The organism is Sphingobacterium puteale (genome assembly GCF_050986225.1).
GTDB classification, from domain to species: domain Bacteria; phylum Bacteroidota; class Bacteroidia; order Sphingobacteriales; family Sphingobacteriaceae; genus Sphingobacterium; species Sphingobacterium puteale.
This window is the reverse complement of sequence record NZ_CP158959.1, coordinates 5,006,435-5,021,919: the sequence shown is the minus strand read 5'-3', so window position 1 is coordinate 5,021,919 and position 15,485 is coordinate 5,006,435. Positions and strand designations below refer to the sequence as shown.

Here is a 15,485-nt window from a genome sequence, read left to right as displayed (position 1 = left end):
TTTTTGGGAACGGCCTTTTTGTTTATTCTTGTAGGGAGATAAATTTCTTACTTATACCAAGCTTTTTCATTTTGGACTGTAATGTGGTTGCTGGAATGCCAAGAATGTTCGCAGCACCATTTGTGCCTGAAATAAGTCCATTGCAGCGTCGCAACACCCAAAGGATATATTGTTTTTCAAAGTCTGCAAGGGTCTGTGGACTGAAGTCCTGAATTTTGTTTGCTCTCACAAAAACGGGGTTTTCTGATAACATGATGTTCTTTATGGTCGGACCAGCTGTCATAAGAATTGCACGTGCTACGACATGTTCCAGTTCACGAATGTTGCCCGGCCAAGGATGTAAATCAAGACGTTGAAGCATTTTTTTTCCCATTTGCTTTGGCGGAACTGTTCCGGCATGTTTTTCAAGAAAATGCTGCACTAAGATGGGGATATCTTCTCGACGTTCACGTAAAGGAGGCAGCGTGACTGGGAATGCGCTTATACGGTAATAGAGATCTGCTCTGAAGTTGCCGGCCCGTACTTCGTCTTGCAGATCCTTGTGCGTTGCGCAAATAATGCGTACATCTACGGGAATAGTTTTATTGCCGCCAACACGCTCAACCTCTTTTTCTTGTAGTACCCGAAGCAACTTAGCTTGTAAGACGAGAGGAAGATCACCAATTTCGTCCAGAAATAACGTACCGCCATTAGCTTGTTCGAACTTACCGATTTTACGCTTTATGGCACCACTAAAACTTCCTTTTTCGTGACCAAAAAGTTCGCTTTCGATCAATGTCGGTGCAATAGCAGCACAGTTGATTTTGATCAAAGATTGCTGTGAACGGGTAGATAGGCGATGGAGGTACTGAGTGACGACTTCTTTTCCCGTTCCACTTTCTCCTTGAATCAACAGGGTCATTTCTGTGCCGGCAACTGTTTTGAGCTGTGATTTTATGATCTTTATTTGCGGGCTATTTCCGATGATTTGTGCTCTTACATCGTCTGGCGGCATAAAAGCGGCTCGCACCGAGGGGGAGGATACAATTGGCGAGGCGTGTATTTGGGATGTCGTAAGCTGTACTGACTGGGTATACATCAGTATATTGCCTATGGTAATGTTGAGTTGTGGAATAAGGCTGGTGATGCGGTTATTGAGTTGTAGATCGTTATCTGTCCGTTTTTTGTATTCCAGACTTACTATTGCCCAGCGTTGGTCATGCAATCGAAACGCCATGGATATAATAGCCTTACTTCCGGTACGTACCGCTTCAACAAGAATTGTAGGGAAGGTACTTTCGGCTTTTAAAATCTCTTTGGGGCCATGTTGAACTGGTTCGGCTGAATCAATGCAATCCTGAAAAAAGCCTGCTTTACAACTCCACAAATCGTTGTTGATAATCTGCGTATGTCTTTTTACCTGTAAAAGTAGGCTATAACTTTTTTCCTCTTTGTCCGCAACAAATATGTACAAGTTATCTTGATAAAAAAAATCTTGCAGATCTGGTTGAAGCGCCTCAAATGCCTTATGGGTCGTTATTGTTGCCATTTTTTGACTGAGTGCTAATTGCTTAAGCTGTTCGTTCTCCCGTTTTCGTAGACGGTCGTATAGCGCTTGTAGAGCTGTTTCTGAGGTCATGTTTTGCAGTTTTAAAGGCGGAAAATGAAATTTTGTTATTAGTAGAAGTCCGATGTAATGCCGTATTTTTTCATTTTGGTATAAAGGGTGGAGCTGCTGATCTGTAAAATCTCTGTTGCTCCGCCTGGTCCAGAAATCTTTCCATTGCAAGATTCAAGGACCCGCAAGATATGTGCCCGTTCCATTTCTTCGAGTGATCCCAATTTTTGGGATTGTTTACCCTCAATTTGGGTTTGACCTCCCATATGATCTGTAAAGACAAATGTGCTGATCATCGGATCTTTTGTCAGTAAAACAGTTCTTTCGATCAGATGTTGCATTTCCCGAATATTGCCCGGCCATGGATAGGCCTGCAGCTGTGCTAAAGCATTGGCTGTAAAACCCACAATGTTTTTGTTGAGTTTAGAAGCATATTTAGCCAAGAAATAATTTGCGAGTAATTCGATATCCTCTGCCCTTTCACGTAACGGAGGGATAGCGATCGGAAAGATATTGAGCCTATAGTAGAGGTCAAGTCTGAACCGCCCCAATGCAACTTCCTGTTCGAGGTTGCGGTTGGTGGCGGCGATGATGCGCACGTCGATCTTGATCGGTAAGTCGCCACCAACGCGGTCGATTTCTTGTTCCTGAAGTACGCGGAGCAATTTGGTTTGCGCCTCCAGCGGCAGTTCCCCAATCTCATCCAGAAAGATTGTGCCGCGATCAGCTTGCTCAAATTTGCCTATACGGCGGTTTTGAGCTCCTGTAAATGCGCCTTTTTCATGCCCGAAAAGTTCGGATTCGATCAAGGATAGGGGGATTGCCGCACAATTGACGACAATTAAAGGTTGTTGTCGGCGTAGTGAAAGCTGATGTAAGGATTGTGCAATCTTTTCTTTGCCTGTGCCACTCTCTCCTGAGAGCAATACCGAGGTATCGGTCGGAGCGACAAGTTCCACCTGTGACAGCACCTCCTTAAAAGCGGGGCTTGTACCTACAATTTCCTCTTTGGCGGATTTACTAGTTGCCACTTTTACAGGCGTCTCCCAATCCTTTTTCTCCGTCATGAACCGTTCCTTGGCAATATCTAGCATGATGAAAAGATCTTTCTCCCGGAAAGGCTTGGTCAAGAAACCATAAGGTCTGGTTCCTTTTACCGCTTCCAAAATTCCCTGGTTTGTATTTGCTGATATAAAGAGAAATGGAATTTGTACTTTGTTAAGTCGTATAGCAAGGTCGATACCTGTTTCCGTTCCTTTTAACATGATGTCCAGCAAGACCCAGTCGGGCTTTTGGGTTTCGATGATTCCTGTAGCTTGTGTGACCGAAGATGCGATACCAATAACCTGATAGCCATGTTTTTTGAGAATCATCTTGAGATCGTTAGCGACGATAAACTCGTCTTCTACAATTAAGATCTTGTTGCCTCTGTGCATAAAATTTGTCTTAAATTTCACCTTCTTTTTGAGAAAATTGGACGGTTATAAAAACGCCATGGTCCGATACAAGGTTAAATTCACCTTCGAGCTGAGAGGTCAGACCCCGCATGAGGCTCATACCAAATGAATCGTTTTCGTCCTTGTCAATATCTTCCTGCAAACCCACACCATTATCAGCAATACTGAGCATAAGATCATAGGGCGCTGCCTTGATTATTCGTTTGAAACTGATAAAAACGGTACCCTCCCGTTGATCAAAAGCATGTTTGATGGCATTATTGATCGCTTCGTTAAGAATGAGTCCAACGGGCACTGCTTGCGATACGTCGAGGCTGATCTGATCCAGCTGCATGTCAAAGCTTATCTTTTTTTCAGATTGGAAGCTATCTCTGAGGTAACCAGTAAGCTCCCGGATATACCACTTCATGTCAATCCGTGAGAGATTGTCGGTCTGATAAAGTTTTTGATGGATCAAAGACATGGCATGCATCCGATTTTGGCTATTTTGGATTGCGCTGATCGCATCTTGATTATCCAAGTAAGCGGATTGTGTATTTAACAAACTGATAATAATCTGCATATTGTTTTTAACACGATGGTGGATTTCTTTAAGGAGCCATTCTTTTTCAGCAATCAACTGTTTTAATTTTTCGTTTTGGGTATTGATTTCTTCCTGCTTAAGCGTAAGTTTTTGGTTGCTTCTTTTTTTAATTGTGTTCTGAACATAGAGAAATCCGACAAAGATAATAAGGACAATTAGACTGCCAATGAACACATTCCGTATAATTGCTTCACGTTCAAGCAGTGATTTCTGAAGCTGACCTTTTTGTTTGAGCAAAACGATATCGTGATCCTTCTTTTCGGTATCGTAGTCCAGTTGTAGTGCGGTCAGTTCTTTTACACGGTCCACACTATTGATCGAGTCGCTGATGGTTTTGAATGCTGCAAAGTTTTTAAAAGCTGATTTAAAATCTCCGCGTGCAGAGTCGGCCAGGTAATGGAGTTTACGAAATTCTGATACACGCAGCAAACTTGTTTCTTTTGTCAAGGAGCGCTCAATTTCCGCTAAATATGGGTACATTTCTTTGATCTGACCGTTTGCAAACAGGAAACTCGTAATACCGATCATCATAATGTGCTTTTCCTGTCCGGTAATGTTTCCTGTCTTGTAATAGTTTAACAGTTTTTGATAATAGGGGCGTGCTTTTTGGGTGTCCTTTGTTTTGCAGTAAAGCATGGTGTACAAATAGGCATAACGTATCGTATAGAGATCCGAAATATAGTCTTTTGTCACATTATTAAGCAGGTTCAACGCATCCGCGGTACGATTTAAACGGGATAATATAGTCGCTAGATTGAGGGTTATGGTATGGATAGCATAACGGTCATCTTTTTGCTTGGCAATTTCAAACGCTTTTTGATAATTTGCAAGTGCCTCTTTATTGGATTTCAGGTCATAATAGATTAGTCCGACAATATTATAAACGGCGGCCATATCATCTTGCGTTGTCGGTATATTTTCGTTTTCGACAATACGGCGAGCTTGAAGAGCATATTTAAGTGCTTCTTTGAGACGGAGGAGTAACCGGAGGTTGCCGGCTACGGATACCAGTTCCCTGCTGACGTTCTGATCCCCGGCCTGTTTTTTTAATGTGGCTGCGCGGTGGGCGGTATTTACTGCCCCTTTGTAATCGCCATATCCGGAAAGATAACTGGAATGTTCCATCAGAATTTTAGATTCGAGCAGCTTGTCATTGGTCTTGGTAGCCTGCAGTAATGCCTCTTTAAAGACTGCTTCTTTTTGATCAAAGGCTACGTCCTTGATGTCTCCTGCCATGGATAAGTAAATCATTGCCGCAGCTTTATTGAGGCGGTGGCTATTGGCAAAACGTAGGCTTGCTGCCTTTTGTTCTTTAGCAAGGGATGGTTTGCCCATCTCTTCCTGAATGCGCGCATCTAAAAGCATATTCATGGCGGCTTCGGTTTTGAGATTAGCTGCCAAATGCAGCTTTTGGGACCTCCTATTGAGCCATTGCGCACTGTCGAGGTCTTTTTTCAATTCACCGGGCTTTTCGAGATAACACTTTGCAGCCTCATACAAAAAATGACCTTTGCGTCCGGTGTCATGCTCAAGGGATAAACTGTCCATATACCGGTCAATTAGGCCATTGTCCTGACAAAAAGCACTGTTGATCCAAAGGATAAATACGCTTAGTAAAAAATTGATTTTCATCAAGGTGGATATTAATTGGGTGCAAACGGACGGTAAGCCGACGCTTGCACCTCTATTGTTTTGAAGCTTGCTATCTGCTAATGCTCGCTATCTCTGGAAAGAAAATAACAGATTAGCATTGTTATGCCTGCAAATATAATAGAACTTAGTCCAAGTTGTTTACCGAAATAAGCACCAGCTAAACATCCAATGAAAAATCCCGAAAGTGTAATCAGCTGTTTTCCAAAACTGACATTGGTCTCAGGATTTTTGAATTTATTGGCAATCAACACACATAGGTCCAGTGAGGCCTGGGTCACATTGCCGGTCATCATGGTCGTCGGTCCATGTGTAGCTTTTGCAAATAATTTTCCGAAAGCATTTTGCATGCCCAGCGCAAACACAACAAGCATCACGAGTCCATACATGACTGTTTTGGACTCTTCGACCGGAAGCATAATTGCCAATAAACCTACAATTACGAGTAGCAGGGCTTCGACAAAAAGAACGGTGTTTTTCTTGTGCGAGCGTGAGGTGAGCCAACCGCCCGCCATGACAGCGGCGACAAAGACGGGGAAAGTGGCCAGTTTGATCCAGGCACTGATGTCTCCACCATTGATCAGCTGATAAGCAAAAACAATGAAGTTGCCCGTAACATGAGCCGAAAATATTTTGTCGGCAGCCACAAAGGTGACGGTATCACAATATCCTCCTACAAGCGTAAGAACCAGTGTGGCGATGTGCGCCTTGTTTTGATTTTCCATAATTTTACTTTAAATGTGCGCGTAACATCCAGGCCATTTTCTCATGGGTTTCCATTAATCCTGTGATGAAATCACTTGTTCCAAAATCTTTAAGCTGGGTGGCCAAATAATCGATGTTTTCGCGCAATGAAATAATAATGCTCTGGTGATCAGCAAGCAATTCACTGATGTATCCGCTGCTTTGGTTGGTCTGTCTGCTTTCTTCAGTGAGTTGGGACAGTTGTAGGAATTGTTTTAAAGTTCCTGGTGCATAATGCCCCAATGTTCGGATGCGCTCAGCGAGGCTGTCTATGATTTCATCCAGTTGGTTATACTGGGCTTCAAAAAACAAATGCTTGTTGTAAAAGTCTGGACCCTCGATGTTCCAGTGTGCATTTCGGGTTTTGGTGTATAACAGATATTCATCCGCTAATAATTTAGCGAGAAAATGGGCAGCATCAGCTAAATGAATTTCCTTTATTCCGATATGTGGTTCCATGTTGTTAACGTATATTTATTAATAGTTGATAGATAAAATGATCGATAGAGTAGGCTCCGGGGCCGGTCATTAGCAGGAATAGAAGACATAACGTATACATAAATGGAATGTCCCTGACCTGAGGCGAATCATGACGGTGAACTACGAAATAGCCAACAGCGGTGACCCCCAGGGTTGGAAGTATAGCTAGCCTTCCACATAGTCCGAGCGCAATGAAGAAAGGTACTATGGTATCGGCAAATTGGGCAACAGCAGCATTAAGCTTCTCAGGGAGATGCAGGGGATTGGGAATCTGCTCTGCCTCAGCTTCCTGGCTTTGCTTTATCTTTTTGAGGCCATGGACAGTAAGTAATTCCCAAGCGAATAGTATCCGAAAAATAAGTAGAGCGGTATTGTTGACTGCAGTACCCAAGTCGGTATAAAATAGTTTTTGAAAGATTTCCATCATTTTCTTGCGTATTAGAATGCAAAACATGAACAGCCTAAGGCCCCCCAGAATGCTGAATAATTGTTGATAGCAATATTGCTCATGCGGGCATGATTGTGGTTGTGAGCATGCACCTGGCAGCTGCCGCTACAAAGATGGATTGTATCCACAATATTGCTTTTTGTGGAAGCAGTATTGGGGTGATCATGCAAGGACGTTTTTGATACACGATAGTAGCCACCATAACTCTTTGTAGGTGACCAGTCAGGTAGAACGGGGATAGGCGGGGGTGAAAATGGACTGAAATCGCCATCAGCGTAGACAATCTTACCGGCAACAATCGTCAGTTCGGATTCTATCGATTTGATGGCTTCCTCGTCGATTGTAAAATAGTCGCTGTTGAGCACGGTCAGATCAGCCAGCATGCCCACCGCAATATCGCCTTTTTGCTGTTGTTCTTGTGAAAACCAGGCACTACCTTTGGTATAAAGCTGCAAAGCCGTCAGACGATCAAGTACACTGCTGTGATATAGTTGCCGTCCACCAACTGTTTTGCCAGCGGTGAGCCAATAAAGGGATACCCATGGGTTATAACTGCTCACACGGGTTGCATCGGAGCCACCACCGACAGGAACTCCCATTTCGAGCATTTTCTTGACTGGCGGTGTTTGTTCGGCCGCCTCGTGCCCATAACGATCGACAAAATATTCACCCTGATAAGCCATGCGGCTTTGAATGGCAATACCCCCGCCCAGTGCTTTTGTGCGTTCGATATTACGCTCATCAATGGTTTCGGCATGATCAAAGATCCAGGCAAGCCCATCGAATGGAATATCGCGATTGACTTTTTCAAATACGTCTAGGAAGCGGCTGATGCTTTCATTGTAAGTTGCATGTAGGCGAAAGGGCCATCTGTTGCTGACTAATAATCGGACGACTTTTTCAAGTTCGGCTTCCATATTTTCGTTGAGATCAGGTCTTGGTTGTATAAAATCCTCAAAATCGGCTGCCGAAAAGACCAGCATTTCACCAGCACCATTGTGACGGTACATGTCGTCCCCTTGACGTAGTGGCACAGTATCGATCCATTGCTGAAAATCCTCGTACTCATGTTTTGGCTTTTGTGTAAATAGGTTGTAGGCGATGCGGACAGTAAGCTGACCCTCACGGTGTAGGTCACTGATGACTTTGTAGTCATCAGGGTAATTCTGAAAACCACCGCCAGCGTCAATGACACTGGTGATGCCAAAACGGTTTAATTCCTTCATAAAGTGACGTGTCGAGTTGACTTGTTCTTCATAAGGAAGTGTGGGTCCTTTTGCCAGGGTTGAATAGAGTATCATGGCATTTGGGGAAGCGATGAGTAAACCTGTTGGATTGCCTTGGCTATCACGTTCAATAGTGCCGCCTGGAGGTGCTGGTGTATCTTTGGTATAGCCAACGGCACGGAGTGCAGCAGCATTTAAAAGTGCCCGGTCGTAGAGATGCAGGATAAAAACTGGTGTTTCGGGAGCAATGGCATTGATCTCGGCTAAGGTAGGCATCCGTCGTTCGGCAAATTGAAACTCGGACCATCCACCAACTACGCGCACCCATTGCGGGTGTGGGGTGCGGTCGACCTGCTCTCGGAGCATACGCAGGGCATCGGCTAAAGAGGGAACCCCGTCCCAGCGCAACTCCAGATTATAGTTGAGACCACCACGGATCAGGTGGATATGGGAATCGTTGATCCCGGGGATTACACGTTTTCCGCCCAGATCTATAAGTTTGGTGCCAGCATCGGAAAATTGCATCACGTCTTTGTCAGGTCCGACCGCAATAAATTTGCCATCTTGAATCGCCACGGCGGTCACCTCTTGCTGTGCAGTACCAAAATGGGTTATTTTCCCGTTATGAAGAATGAGATCTGCTTTCATAGTCGTTGAGTTTAATTGTTTAAGGATGAAATCGCTTTTTTTATACCTTCACCTGCGGTTTCGAAAAATGCAGGGCCGGCCAATAAAGTGATCTTTTTTAATTTTGGCGATTGATCCATGTTTTTTGCTCCCAACCATTTCTGGGTTCTAAAAGCATCAATGCTGCCAAGTACGATATTTTCTGCAATTAATGCTGTCGGCGAGTCTACGCCGGCATCTTTGAGGTCGCTTGCGAAACTGAAATCCTCAACCCCTAGCCTAAGCGCTTCACGCATGGCGACGTGGGCAATATCTTTCATTTGTTCGGCATTGAAATCTTGACGGTTGCCCAAGCCGATCAACAACAGCTTTTTGCTTGCGAGTGCACCTCCTTGGGTTGGAGTCAGCAGAATGGTTTCGCGTGCGTGTCCCTTGAATTTGCCCGATTTACGCATTTCGGTAAGGGTACCATGCAATGCCTCATCCAAATGGACAAGACCATTTAGCGCTGCGGGCAATGCAGGCGGTGAGATAAAGATATCACCCTCGGTGTATTCAAAAATACAGGCTATTTGCAATTCGCTAATTGCTGCCGAAGGGCCTTGCACCAATCCTTCAATGGCAAGTCCATCGACGTTGCCCCATATTGTGCTTGTTCCTATTGCTGTCGCTTTGGGTATACCGGCGGCCGCTTGGGCATTGCTTTGTACAGGCACAATTGCCAGCGCAGCAAATAAAGCAACCAGTGTCCATTGCGGTGTTTTGTTTTGAAAAAGTCTATTTGCTATTTTCATATGATTAAAATTTAAGGGCTATCCTGCTATTGAAGAAAATTCCATTTTTAGGTGTCGTAATGATGTCTTCAATGAATGCACCTGTTTTAAAATACTGGATCCCTGACACAAGCGAAAGTTGTTTGTTGGCAGCCCAGGTAAGGTTGGCTAGATAGGCTGTGCCAATGTAGCGTTTTCGGGACATCGAACCGGCAAGATTAAATGATCCGCTGGGTCTATAAACGCCGTCCTGAAGCGATTGGCGCCAATTAAATACCAGGTCAACCTGCAACTTTAAGTTTGCAGGCAGATCTAATGTGGCATAGGGATGGATATCGATCAGGTTGACCGGACCGATCTGCGGACTAAACCCAAAATATCCACCCTTGGGATAGATGGGATTGAAAGTCTGTAGGTTGCCATCTCCAGCCTTTTTGTCGCCTGAGATATAGTCGTTGCGAAGATTGATCGAAGGTTTTAAATAGCTGTCTTCGAAGAGGTAGCCGATATCGACCGAGGCAGTCCATGCGGATATCTTTCCTTTGCCAAAGGATCCGAATTGATAGGCTCCCTCAAGATTGTAAATAAAACCACCGCCATATTTCCATATACGGGTACCAATGCTGTGTCTGGTTTCTTTGGCGACATCTTCTTCAAACGTTGACCGATCACGGAATATTCCAATGTAGTAAAGATCGATGTTGGCTTGTCGAGGCATGATGATTTTGCCATAGGCACCCCAAAGGTTGATCTGTTTGGAAGGTTTGTTGTCAAAAACTCCCGCTTTAATGGTATCGGCCATCATCGCAAAAGTTTCGAGCTTGACGTTGCCGGAATTATAAGCAATTTTTGCACCTGTAAAATATCGCCTTGCGTTGGGGCCTTCACCTACGGAGATCAGACGGCCAGAACCGTAGTCAAGTTCCTGTCTGCCTATGCGTATGAGGAGCGAGCGATTATTTCGTTCGAGGATTGTCCAATCGATAAATAAATTCTGGACATTCAATTGGTCCTCGTCAATCTGCCGGGAGCCGTTTTTGCGTCCATGTTGCAAAGCTGATCGCAATTGTGTGAATAACCGGAAGCGCTCACCAAAATGGAGGTCTGCATGGAGGTTGTAGCGCTGCAGTAGAAAGTTGTTGTTTCCAAGCTGTAAGCGCCCCCAGTCTTCATTGTTAAAATCCACGTATTCTGCTCGCGCTTCCCCCCCAAGAGAGAGCCAAATTTTGTCGTCAGATGCAAGTGGCATATATTTGAGCCGCTCATAACCCCGACGTGCTGAATCGGCAAGGTTACGATAATCTTCCTCAAAACGCATCAATTTGTAGCTTTGAGCGAAGAGTTCTGGTAACAGGCCAAACAAGAACAACAGGAGGGTCGCTCGACGGACATAAGGGGCTATGGGCTGTTGTGGATACACGGCGTCTGGATTATTAATTATACTTGTTTGGATGATGTTAGGAATGTTTGACCATATTGTGGGCGTAATGGATACCTAATCCATAGCTACCACCATGTTTTTTCATCAAGTCTGTTACGGCAACATAAGTTTCATGACGAGCCCAGTCTCTTTGCAATTCTAAGAGGTACTGAACTGAAGTAATCGGTTTGACACCCCTATGGATCATACGTTGCATGGCACGTTCATGCGCTTCATGGCTCACGTCGCCACAGGCGTCAGCAATGACGTAGACTTCATAATTTTCAGCCAAAGCGGAAAGTGCAGGACCGACGATACAGACACCTGTCCATAGTCCTGCAAGAACAAGTTTTTGTTTTCCGGCGCCAGTGATGGCTTGATACGCCGCTTCATCTTCCCATGTGTTCATGCTTGTCCTATCAATGTATCCGCTGCTAGCTTGCGGGTAATAGGTCTCAATTTCCGGAAAAACCGGCCCTGAAAAACTCTCTTCGGCGACAGTAGTGACGATTGTTGGGACATTAAATATTTTGGAAGCGCCACAGATAACTGCGACATTGTTTCTCAATTCTTCCATGGTAATGCTTTTGGTGGCAAAGGCCATTTGTCCTTCAAAATCGATTAATACAAGCGCATGGTTGCTTGGCGATAATAGTTCTGCTGATGGTTTCATAAATTATGTGTTTTAAATGTTGTTTTATGTTTCTTGAGAAATTCAATTTTTCTGCCCATTGTTTTAGTTGCTTATTTTATAGTGTGTTAGGTGTTTTGTCTTGGTTTTAAATTTGACGATATTTCGTTAAATGACCTTTTCTTCAGATATATCTATTTAAAATGATTTCCTAATGTTTGACTGTTATCCGTTTTTTTCAGCGGATACACTCAAAATTAAGCGGCCGTAATTTGCTGTTCATTGAACTAGTTTAAGAAAAAGGGGAAGGAGAAATTAATAACACGAAGAATGGCGATGCGCATACCTAGGCTAGCTCAATATTGGGATATCGCTCTTGGTTACCTCATTATCGGGAAATGCTAACGATAAATATTATTCTTGTAAAGGCTATTGTGATGTCTAAGCTGTTTATAAGTTAATTTTTCATTAAGTGATATGGTGCTAAACCTATTTAGTAGGGATTTGTATGATTATTAATTAAATATTTCTTAATATTAAGGTAAATTATAAACCAAACGAAAGTATCAATTTTGGTGCTGACTTCTAAACCAGGATAAAAATGCAGAAAACATTACTAATCAGTATGGCATTGGGTCTCTCATATCCCACATGGGCGAATATGGAGCGTAATTATGTCAAATTGAATGAGAAAACGCAAGCTATTGCGATTCAGTCTACCGTAAATGGTGTGGTAAAAGACAGAAGCGGTGCAGCTATGGCCGGTGTCACCATCACCAATCTATCGAGTCAAAAAACGACATCTACTAATGCATCCGGAGCGTTTACCATCGAGGCTGTTATTGGCCAAAAACTGAAGCTGACCCTTGTAGGGTATAGCGAACAGGTGGTGACAGTAAACGCAACCCAATTACAACTTGTGATCGAGTCTAAAGATACCGAGTTAGAAGAAGTTGTCGTAGTGGGCTATGGAACCCAGAAGAAGGCAAATTTGACAGGTGCTGTGGATCAGGTAGGGTCAGAAGTGTTTGAGGGACGTGTCCTTGGCAATGCGAGCCAAATGCTCCAAGGGGTTGTTCCTAACCTGAATATCATCCCTGCCGATGGTAAACCAAATCGATCTCCCAGTTTTAATATTCGGGGAACAACCTCGATTGGGCAGGGAGGAAGCGCCCTGATTTTAATAGATGGTGTCGAGGGCGATCCCGGTTCGATCAATCCAAATGATATCGAAAGTGTGTCGGTACTCAAAGATGCGTCATCAGCAGCAATTTATGGTTCAAGAGGTACTTTTGGTGTGGTGTTGATCACAACAAAACGGGCCAAATCAGGAAAGACCTCGGTGAACTATTCTGGAAGTGGATCTTTCCAAAAACCAGTTACTATACCAAAGTTCGTAACAGATGGTTATGAATATGCTTCTCATTTCTTTGAGGCTTACAACGCCTGGAACAACTATACCTTAACACCTAGTAAACTGAATAAAACCCAGATTTTCACCAAAGAGTGGTTGGACGAATTTAAACGTCGTAAAGAACAGGGCATAACAGAAGACATTACTGTCGATAAGGATGGTAACTATGTTTATTATGGTAATGAAGATTATTATGGTACCTTAATAAAAGACAATACTTTTGTGCAGGACCATAATCTTTCGATCAGCGGAAACAACGAAAAGTTAGATTATTATATCTCGGGGCGTGCTTATGATTACAAAGGTATGTACCGTTATAATACGGACAAATATCAAAATTACAATACGCGGGCTAAGGCCGGATTGCAAGTGACAGATTGGTTGCGGATTGCTAATAATATTGATTTTAGTTATGCCAAATATTGGGATCCTTCTACTGCAGGTGAAGGCGGCAATATATGGCGGAATATCGCGGATGAAGGACACCCCTCGTCTCCAATTTTTAACCCAGATGGCTCACTAAGTTTTTCCGCTGCGTATACCGTAGGTGATTTTATATATGGCAAAAATGGAACCAGAAGTGGCAATCAGGATCTGCGGAATACAACCTCTTTTGAATCTAAGTTTTTTAATAATACGTTTCGCGTAAAGGGAGATCTCACCTTTAGAAGCCGTGATCTTAATTCGCTGCGTGTTAGGGTGCCAGTACCTTACAGTACAAAGCAAGGGGAAATCGTCAAACTGACGACAAATATGAACGATAACCTCTATCAGGTCAACGAAAACTGGCGCTATTTGTTCGGAAATATCTACGGTGAGTATGAAAGGACGATAGGAGATCATTATTTCAAAGGTTTGCTGGGTTATAACTATGAGCAACGCGCTTATAATGCGAGTTATATCACCAAAAACGGCCTGCTCAATGATAACGTGGAGAATATCAATCTTGCAGTGGGGCAAAGTACCACCGCAACCGCCAAATACAATAAATATAGAAATGTAGGGGTGTTTATGCGGGGCAACTATATTTTTAAAGACCGTTATCTATTTGAATTCAATGGACGTTATGACGGTTCTTCAAAGTTTCCGATTGATCAGCAATGGGGATTTTTTCCGTCTGCATCGGTGGGGTGGCGTGTATCGGAAGAACCTTTCTTTCAATTGGACAAAAAGTTTCTGTCTGACCTGAAATTACGTGCTTCTTATGGTTCTTTGGGAAATGGTAACGTAGACCCTTATTCGTATCTTGATCTTTACGAGATCAAAGTCATGGACCGTTTATTAAATGGAGAAAAATCGACCTACACTTCGGTGCCTAAAGTTATCCCTGACAATCTGACTTGGGAAACCGCACGTACCGCAAATGTTGGAATTGATTTTTCATCGCTCAACGGAAAACTTACCTTTACTGGCGATATGTATCAGCGGAAGACATTGGATATGTATACATTGGGGATGGCATTGCCTGAAATATTTGGTGCTGAATCTCCAAAAGGGAACTATGCTGATATGACAACCAAAGGTTTTGAAGTCAGCTTGGCCTATAAAGATTATTTTGAACTCGATGGAAGTTCTTTCAACTGGTCTGTCAAAGCGACATTAGCAGATTATAAATCGAAAATAGATCGTTACGATAACAAGGAAGGGATTATTAAGGATGGATACTATTATGAAGGTCAGCAAATCGGAGATATTTGGGGCTATGTGACACAGGGATTGTTTCATAATCAGGCGGAGATCGATGGTGCGGCGAAACAAAAGTTGATCAAATCGTCCAATAACGGAACGATTTATCCGGGAGACATACGTTTTGCAGATCTCAATGGCGACGGGGTTATAGATTATGGTAACAATACCGTTTATAGCCACGGTGACCGAACAATTATCGGGAATTCCGAACCCCGTTATATTTATAGTTTTAATATTAACCTGGATTGGAAAAATGTATATTTTTCAACTTTCTTTCAGGGAGTAGGAAAGCAAAATTGGTATCCGAATAATGAATCTCTATTTTGGGGACAATATAATAGACCTTATAACAACCTACCGGAATGGCACCTGAACAACTATTGGACAGAAGATAACCCCGATGCTTATTTCCCGCGCTACGCTGGTTACAATGAGTCACTAAAAGTTACACCACAGACCCGTTTCTTACAGAATATCGGTTATCTACGGATGAAAAATATTCAGATCGGCTATAATTTTCCAAAATCTCTAATCTCTAAACTGAAAATTCAAAATCTACGTGCAGGCCTTTCTGGTGAAAATCTGCTGACATGGTCCCCTTTTTATAAACATACCAGAGACTTGGATGTCGGTAATGTGGGGAAATCAGATCCTACTGTAGAAACAGGTACACGCGATGGATTTAACTATCCGATCATGAAAAGCGTAAGTTTTAACTTATCCATTGGTTTTTAATATTTAGTATA

Annotated in this window: 11 protein-coding genes; 1 reads left to right on the top strand and 10 read right to left on the bottom strand. The window is 43.2% G+C overall.

The window, feature by feature from the left end; all coding sequences use genetic code 11:
* Positions 1–22: 22 nt before the first annotated feature.
* From ABTV71_RS21220 to ABTV71_RS21175, 10 genes are all read right to left on the bottom strand, one after another.
* A complete protein-coding gene (locus ABTV71_RS21220) occupies positions 23–1,618 on the bottom strand; it encodes a sigma-54 interaction domain-containing protein (RefSeq protein WP_433900962.1) in 1,596 nt (531 codons plus the stop codon).
* Positions 1,619–1,656: 38 nt separating this feature from the next.
* Positions 1,657–3,033 carry a sigma-54-dependent transcriptional regulator gene (locus ABTV71_RS21215; protein ID WP_433900961.1) on the bottom strand — a complete coding sequence of 459 codons (1,377 nt, stop codon included), beginning with the start codon at positions 3,031–3,033 and terminating at the stop codon, positions 1,657–1,659.
* A 10-nt stretch (positions 3,034–3,043) separates the two neighbouring features.
* Positions 3,044–5,269 carry a tetratricopeptide repeat-containing sensor histidine kinase gene (locus ABTV71_RS21210; RefSeq protein WP_121122471.1) on the bottom strand — a complete coding sequence of 742 codons (2,226 nt, stop codon included), beginning with the start codon at positions 5,267–5,269 and terminating at the stop codon, positions 3,044–3,046.
* Positions 5,270–5,346: 77 nt separating this feature from the next.
* The gene (locus ABTV71_RS21205) at positions 5,347–6,012 is read right to left on the bottom strand and encodes a YoaK family protein (RefSeq protein ID WP_121122469.1); all 666 of its coding nucleotides are present in this window, start codon (positions 6,010–6,012) and stop codon (positions 5,347–5,349) included.
* 4 nt (positions 6,013–6,016) lie between these two features.
* On the bottom strand, positions 6,017–6,490 hold the full coding sequence (locus tag ABTV71_RS21200) for a Dps family protein (protein WP_121122467.1): 474 nt from the start codon (positions 6,488–6,490) through the stop codon (positions 6,017–6,019).
* Between the two features lie 4 nt (positions 6,491–6,494).
* Positions 6,495–6,938 (bottom strand): DoxX family protein, encoded by a 444-nt coding sequence (locus ABTV71_RS21195; protein WP_121122772.1) that lies wholly within the window; start codon positions 6,936–6,938, stop codon positions 6,495–6,497.
* 11 nt (positions 6,939–6,949) lie between these two features.
* Positions 6,950–8,833, bottom strand: a complete 1,884-nt coding sequence (locus ABTV71_RS21190) for an amidohydrolase (protein ID WP_433900960.1) — start codon at positions 8,831–8,833, stop codon at positions 6,950–6,952.
* Between the two features lie 11 nt (positions 8,834–8,844).
* Positions 8,845–9,606, bottom strand: coding sequence for a M17 family peptidase N-terminal domain-containing protein (locus tag ABTV71_RS21185; protein ID WP_433900959.1), 762 nt, complete (start codon positions 9,604–9,606; stop codon positions 8,845–8,847).
* 4 nt (positions 9,607–9,610) lie between these two features.
* Complete coding sequence (locus ABTV71_RS21180) at positions 9,611–11,005, bottom strand: alginate export family protein (RefSeq protein ID WP_433900958.1); 1,395 nt, start codon at positions 11,003–11,005, stop codon at positions 9,611–9,613.
* A gap of 37 nt (positions 11,006–11,042) precedes the next feature.
* The gene (locus ABTV71_RS21175) at positions 11,043–11,678 is read right to left on the bottom strand and encodes a hydrolase (protein ID WP_121122458.1); all 636 of its coding nucleotides are present in this window, start codon (positions 11,676–11,678) and stop codon (positions 11,043–11,045) included.
* 559 nt (positions 11,679–12,237) lie between these two features.
* On the opposite strand from ABTV71_RS21175, the gene ABTV71_RS21170 reads away from it, so the two are divergent.
* The gene (locus ABTV71_RS21170) at positions 12,238–15,474 is read left to right on the top strand and encodes a SusC/RagA family TonB-linked outer membrane protein (RefSeq protein ID WP_433900957.1); all 3,237 of its coding nucleotides are present in this window, start codon (positions 12,238–12,240) and stop codon (positions 15,472–15,474) included.
* Positions 15,475–15,485: the final 11 nt, after the last annotated feature.

What these genes read in the sequence shown, in the direction of transcription:
- ABTV71_RS21185 (WP_433900959.1), bottom strand. Translation starts at nt 9,606, where the DNA reads ATGAAAATAGCAAATAGACTTTTTCAAAACAAAACACCGCAATGGACA.
- ABTV71_RS21200 (WP_121122467.1), bottom strand. Translation starts at nt 6,490, where the DNA reads ATGGAACCACATATCGGAATAAAGGAAATTCATTTAGCTGATGCTGCC.
- ABTV71_RS21175 (WP_121122458.1), bottom strand. Translation starts at nt 11,678, where the DNA reads ATGAAACCATCAGCAGAACTATTATCGCCAAGCAACCATGCGCTTGTA.
- ABTV71_RS21205 (WP_121122469.1), bottom strand. Translation starts at nt 6,012, where the DNA reads ATGGAAAATCAAAACAAGGCGCACATCGCCACACTGGTTCTTACGCTT.
- ABTV71_RS21210 (WP_121122471.1), bottom strand. Translation starts at nt 5,269, where the DNA reads ATGAAAATCAATTTTTTACTAAGCGTATTTATCCTTTGGATCAACAGT.
- ABTV71_RS21195 (WP_121122772.1), bottom strand. Translation starts at nt 6,938, where the DNA reads ATGATGGAAATCTTTCAAAAACTATTTTATACCGACTTGGGTACTGCA.
- ABTV71_RS21220 (WP_433900962.1), bottom strand. Translation starts at nt 1,618, where the DNA reads ATGACCTCAGAAACAGCTCTACAAGCGCTATACGACCGTCTACGAAAA.
- ABTV71_RS21170 (WP_433900957.1), top strand. Translation starts at nt 12,238, where the DNA reads ATGCAGAAAACATTACTAATCAGTATGGCATTGGGTCTCTCATATCCC.
- ABTV71_RS21190 (WP_433900960.1), bottom strand. Translation starts at nt 8,833, where the DNA reads ATGAAAGCAGATCTCATTCTTCATAACGGGAAAATAACCCATTTTGGT.
- ABTV71_RS21215 (WP_433900961.1), bottom strand. Translation starts at nt 3,033, where the DNA reads ATGCACAGAGGCAACAAGATCTTAATTGTAGAAGACGAGTTTATCGTC.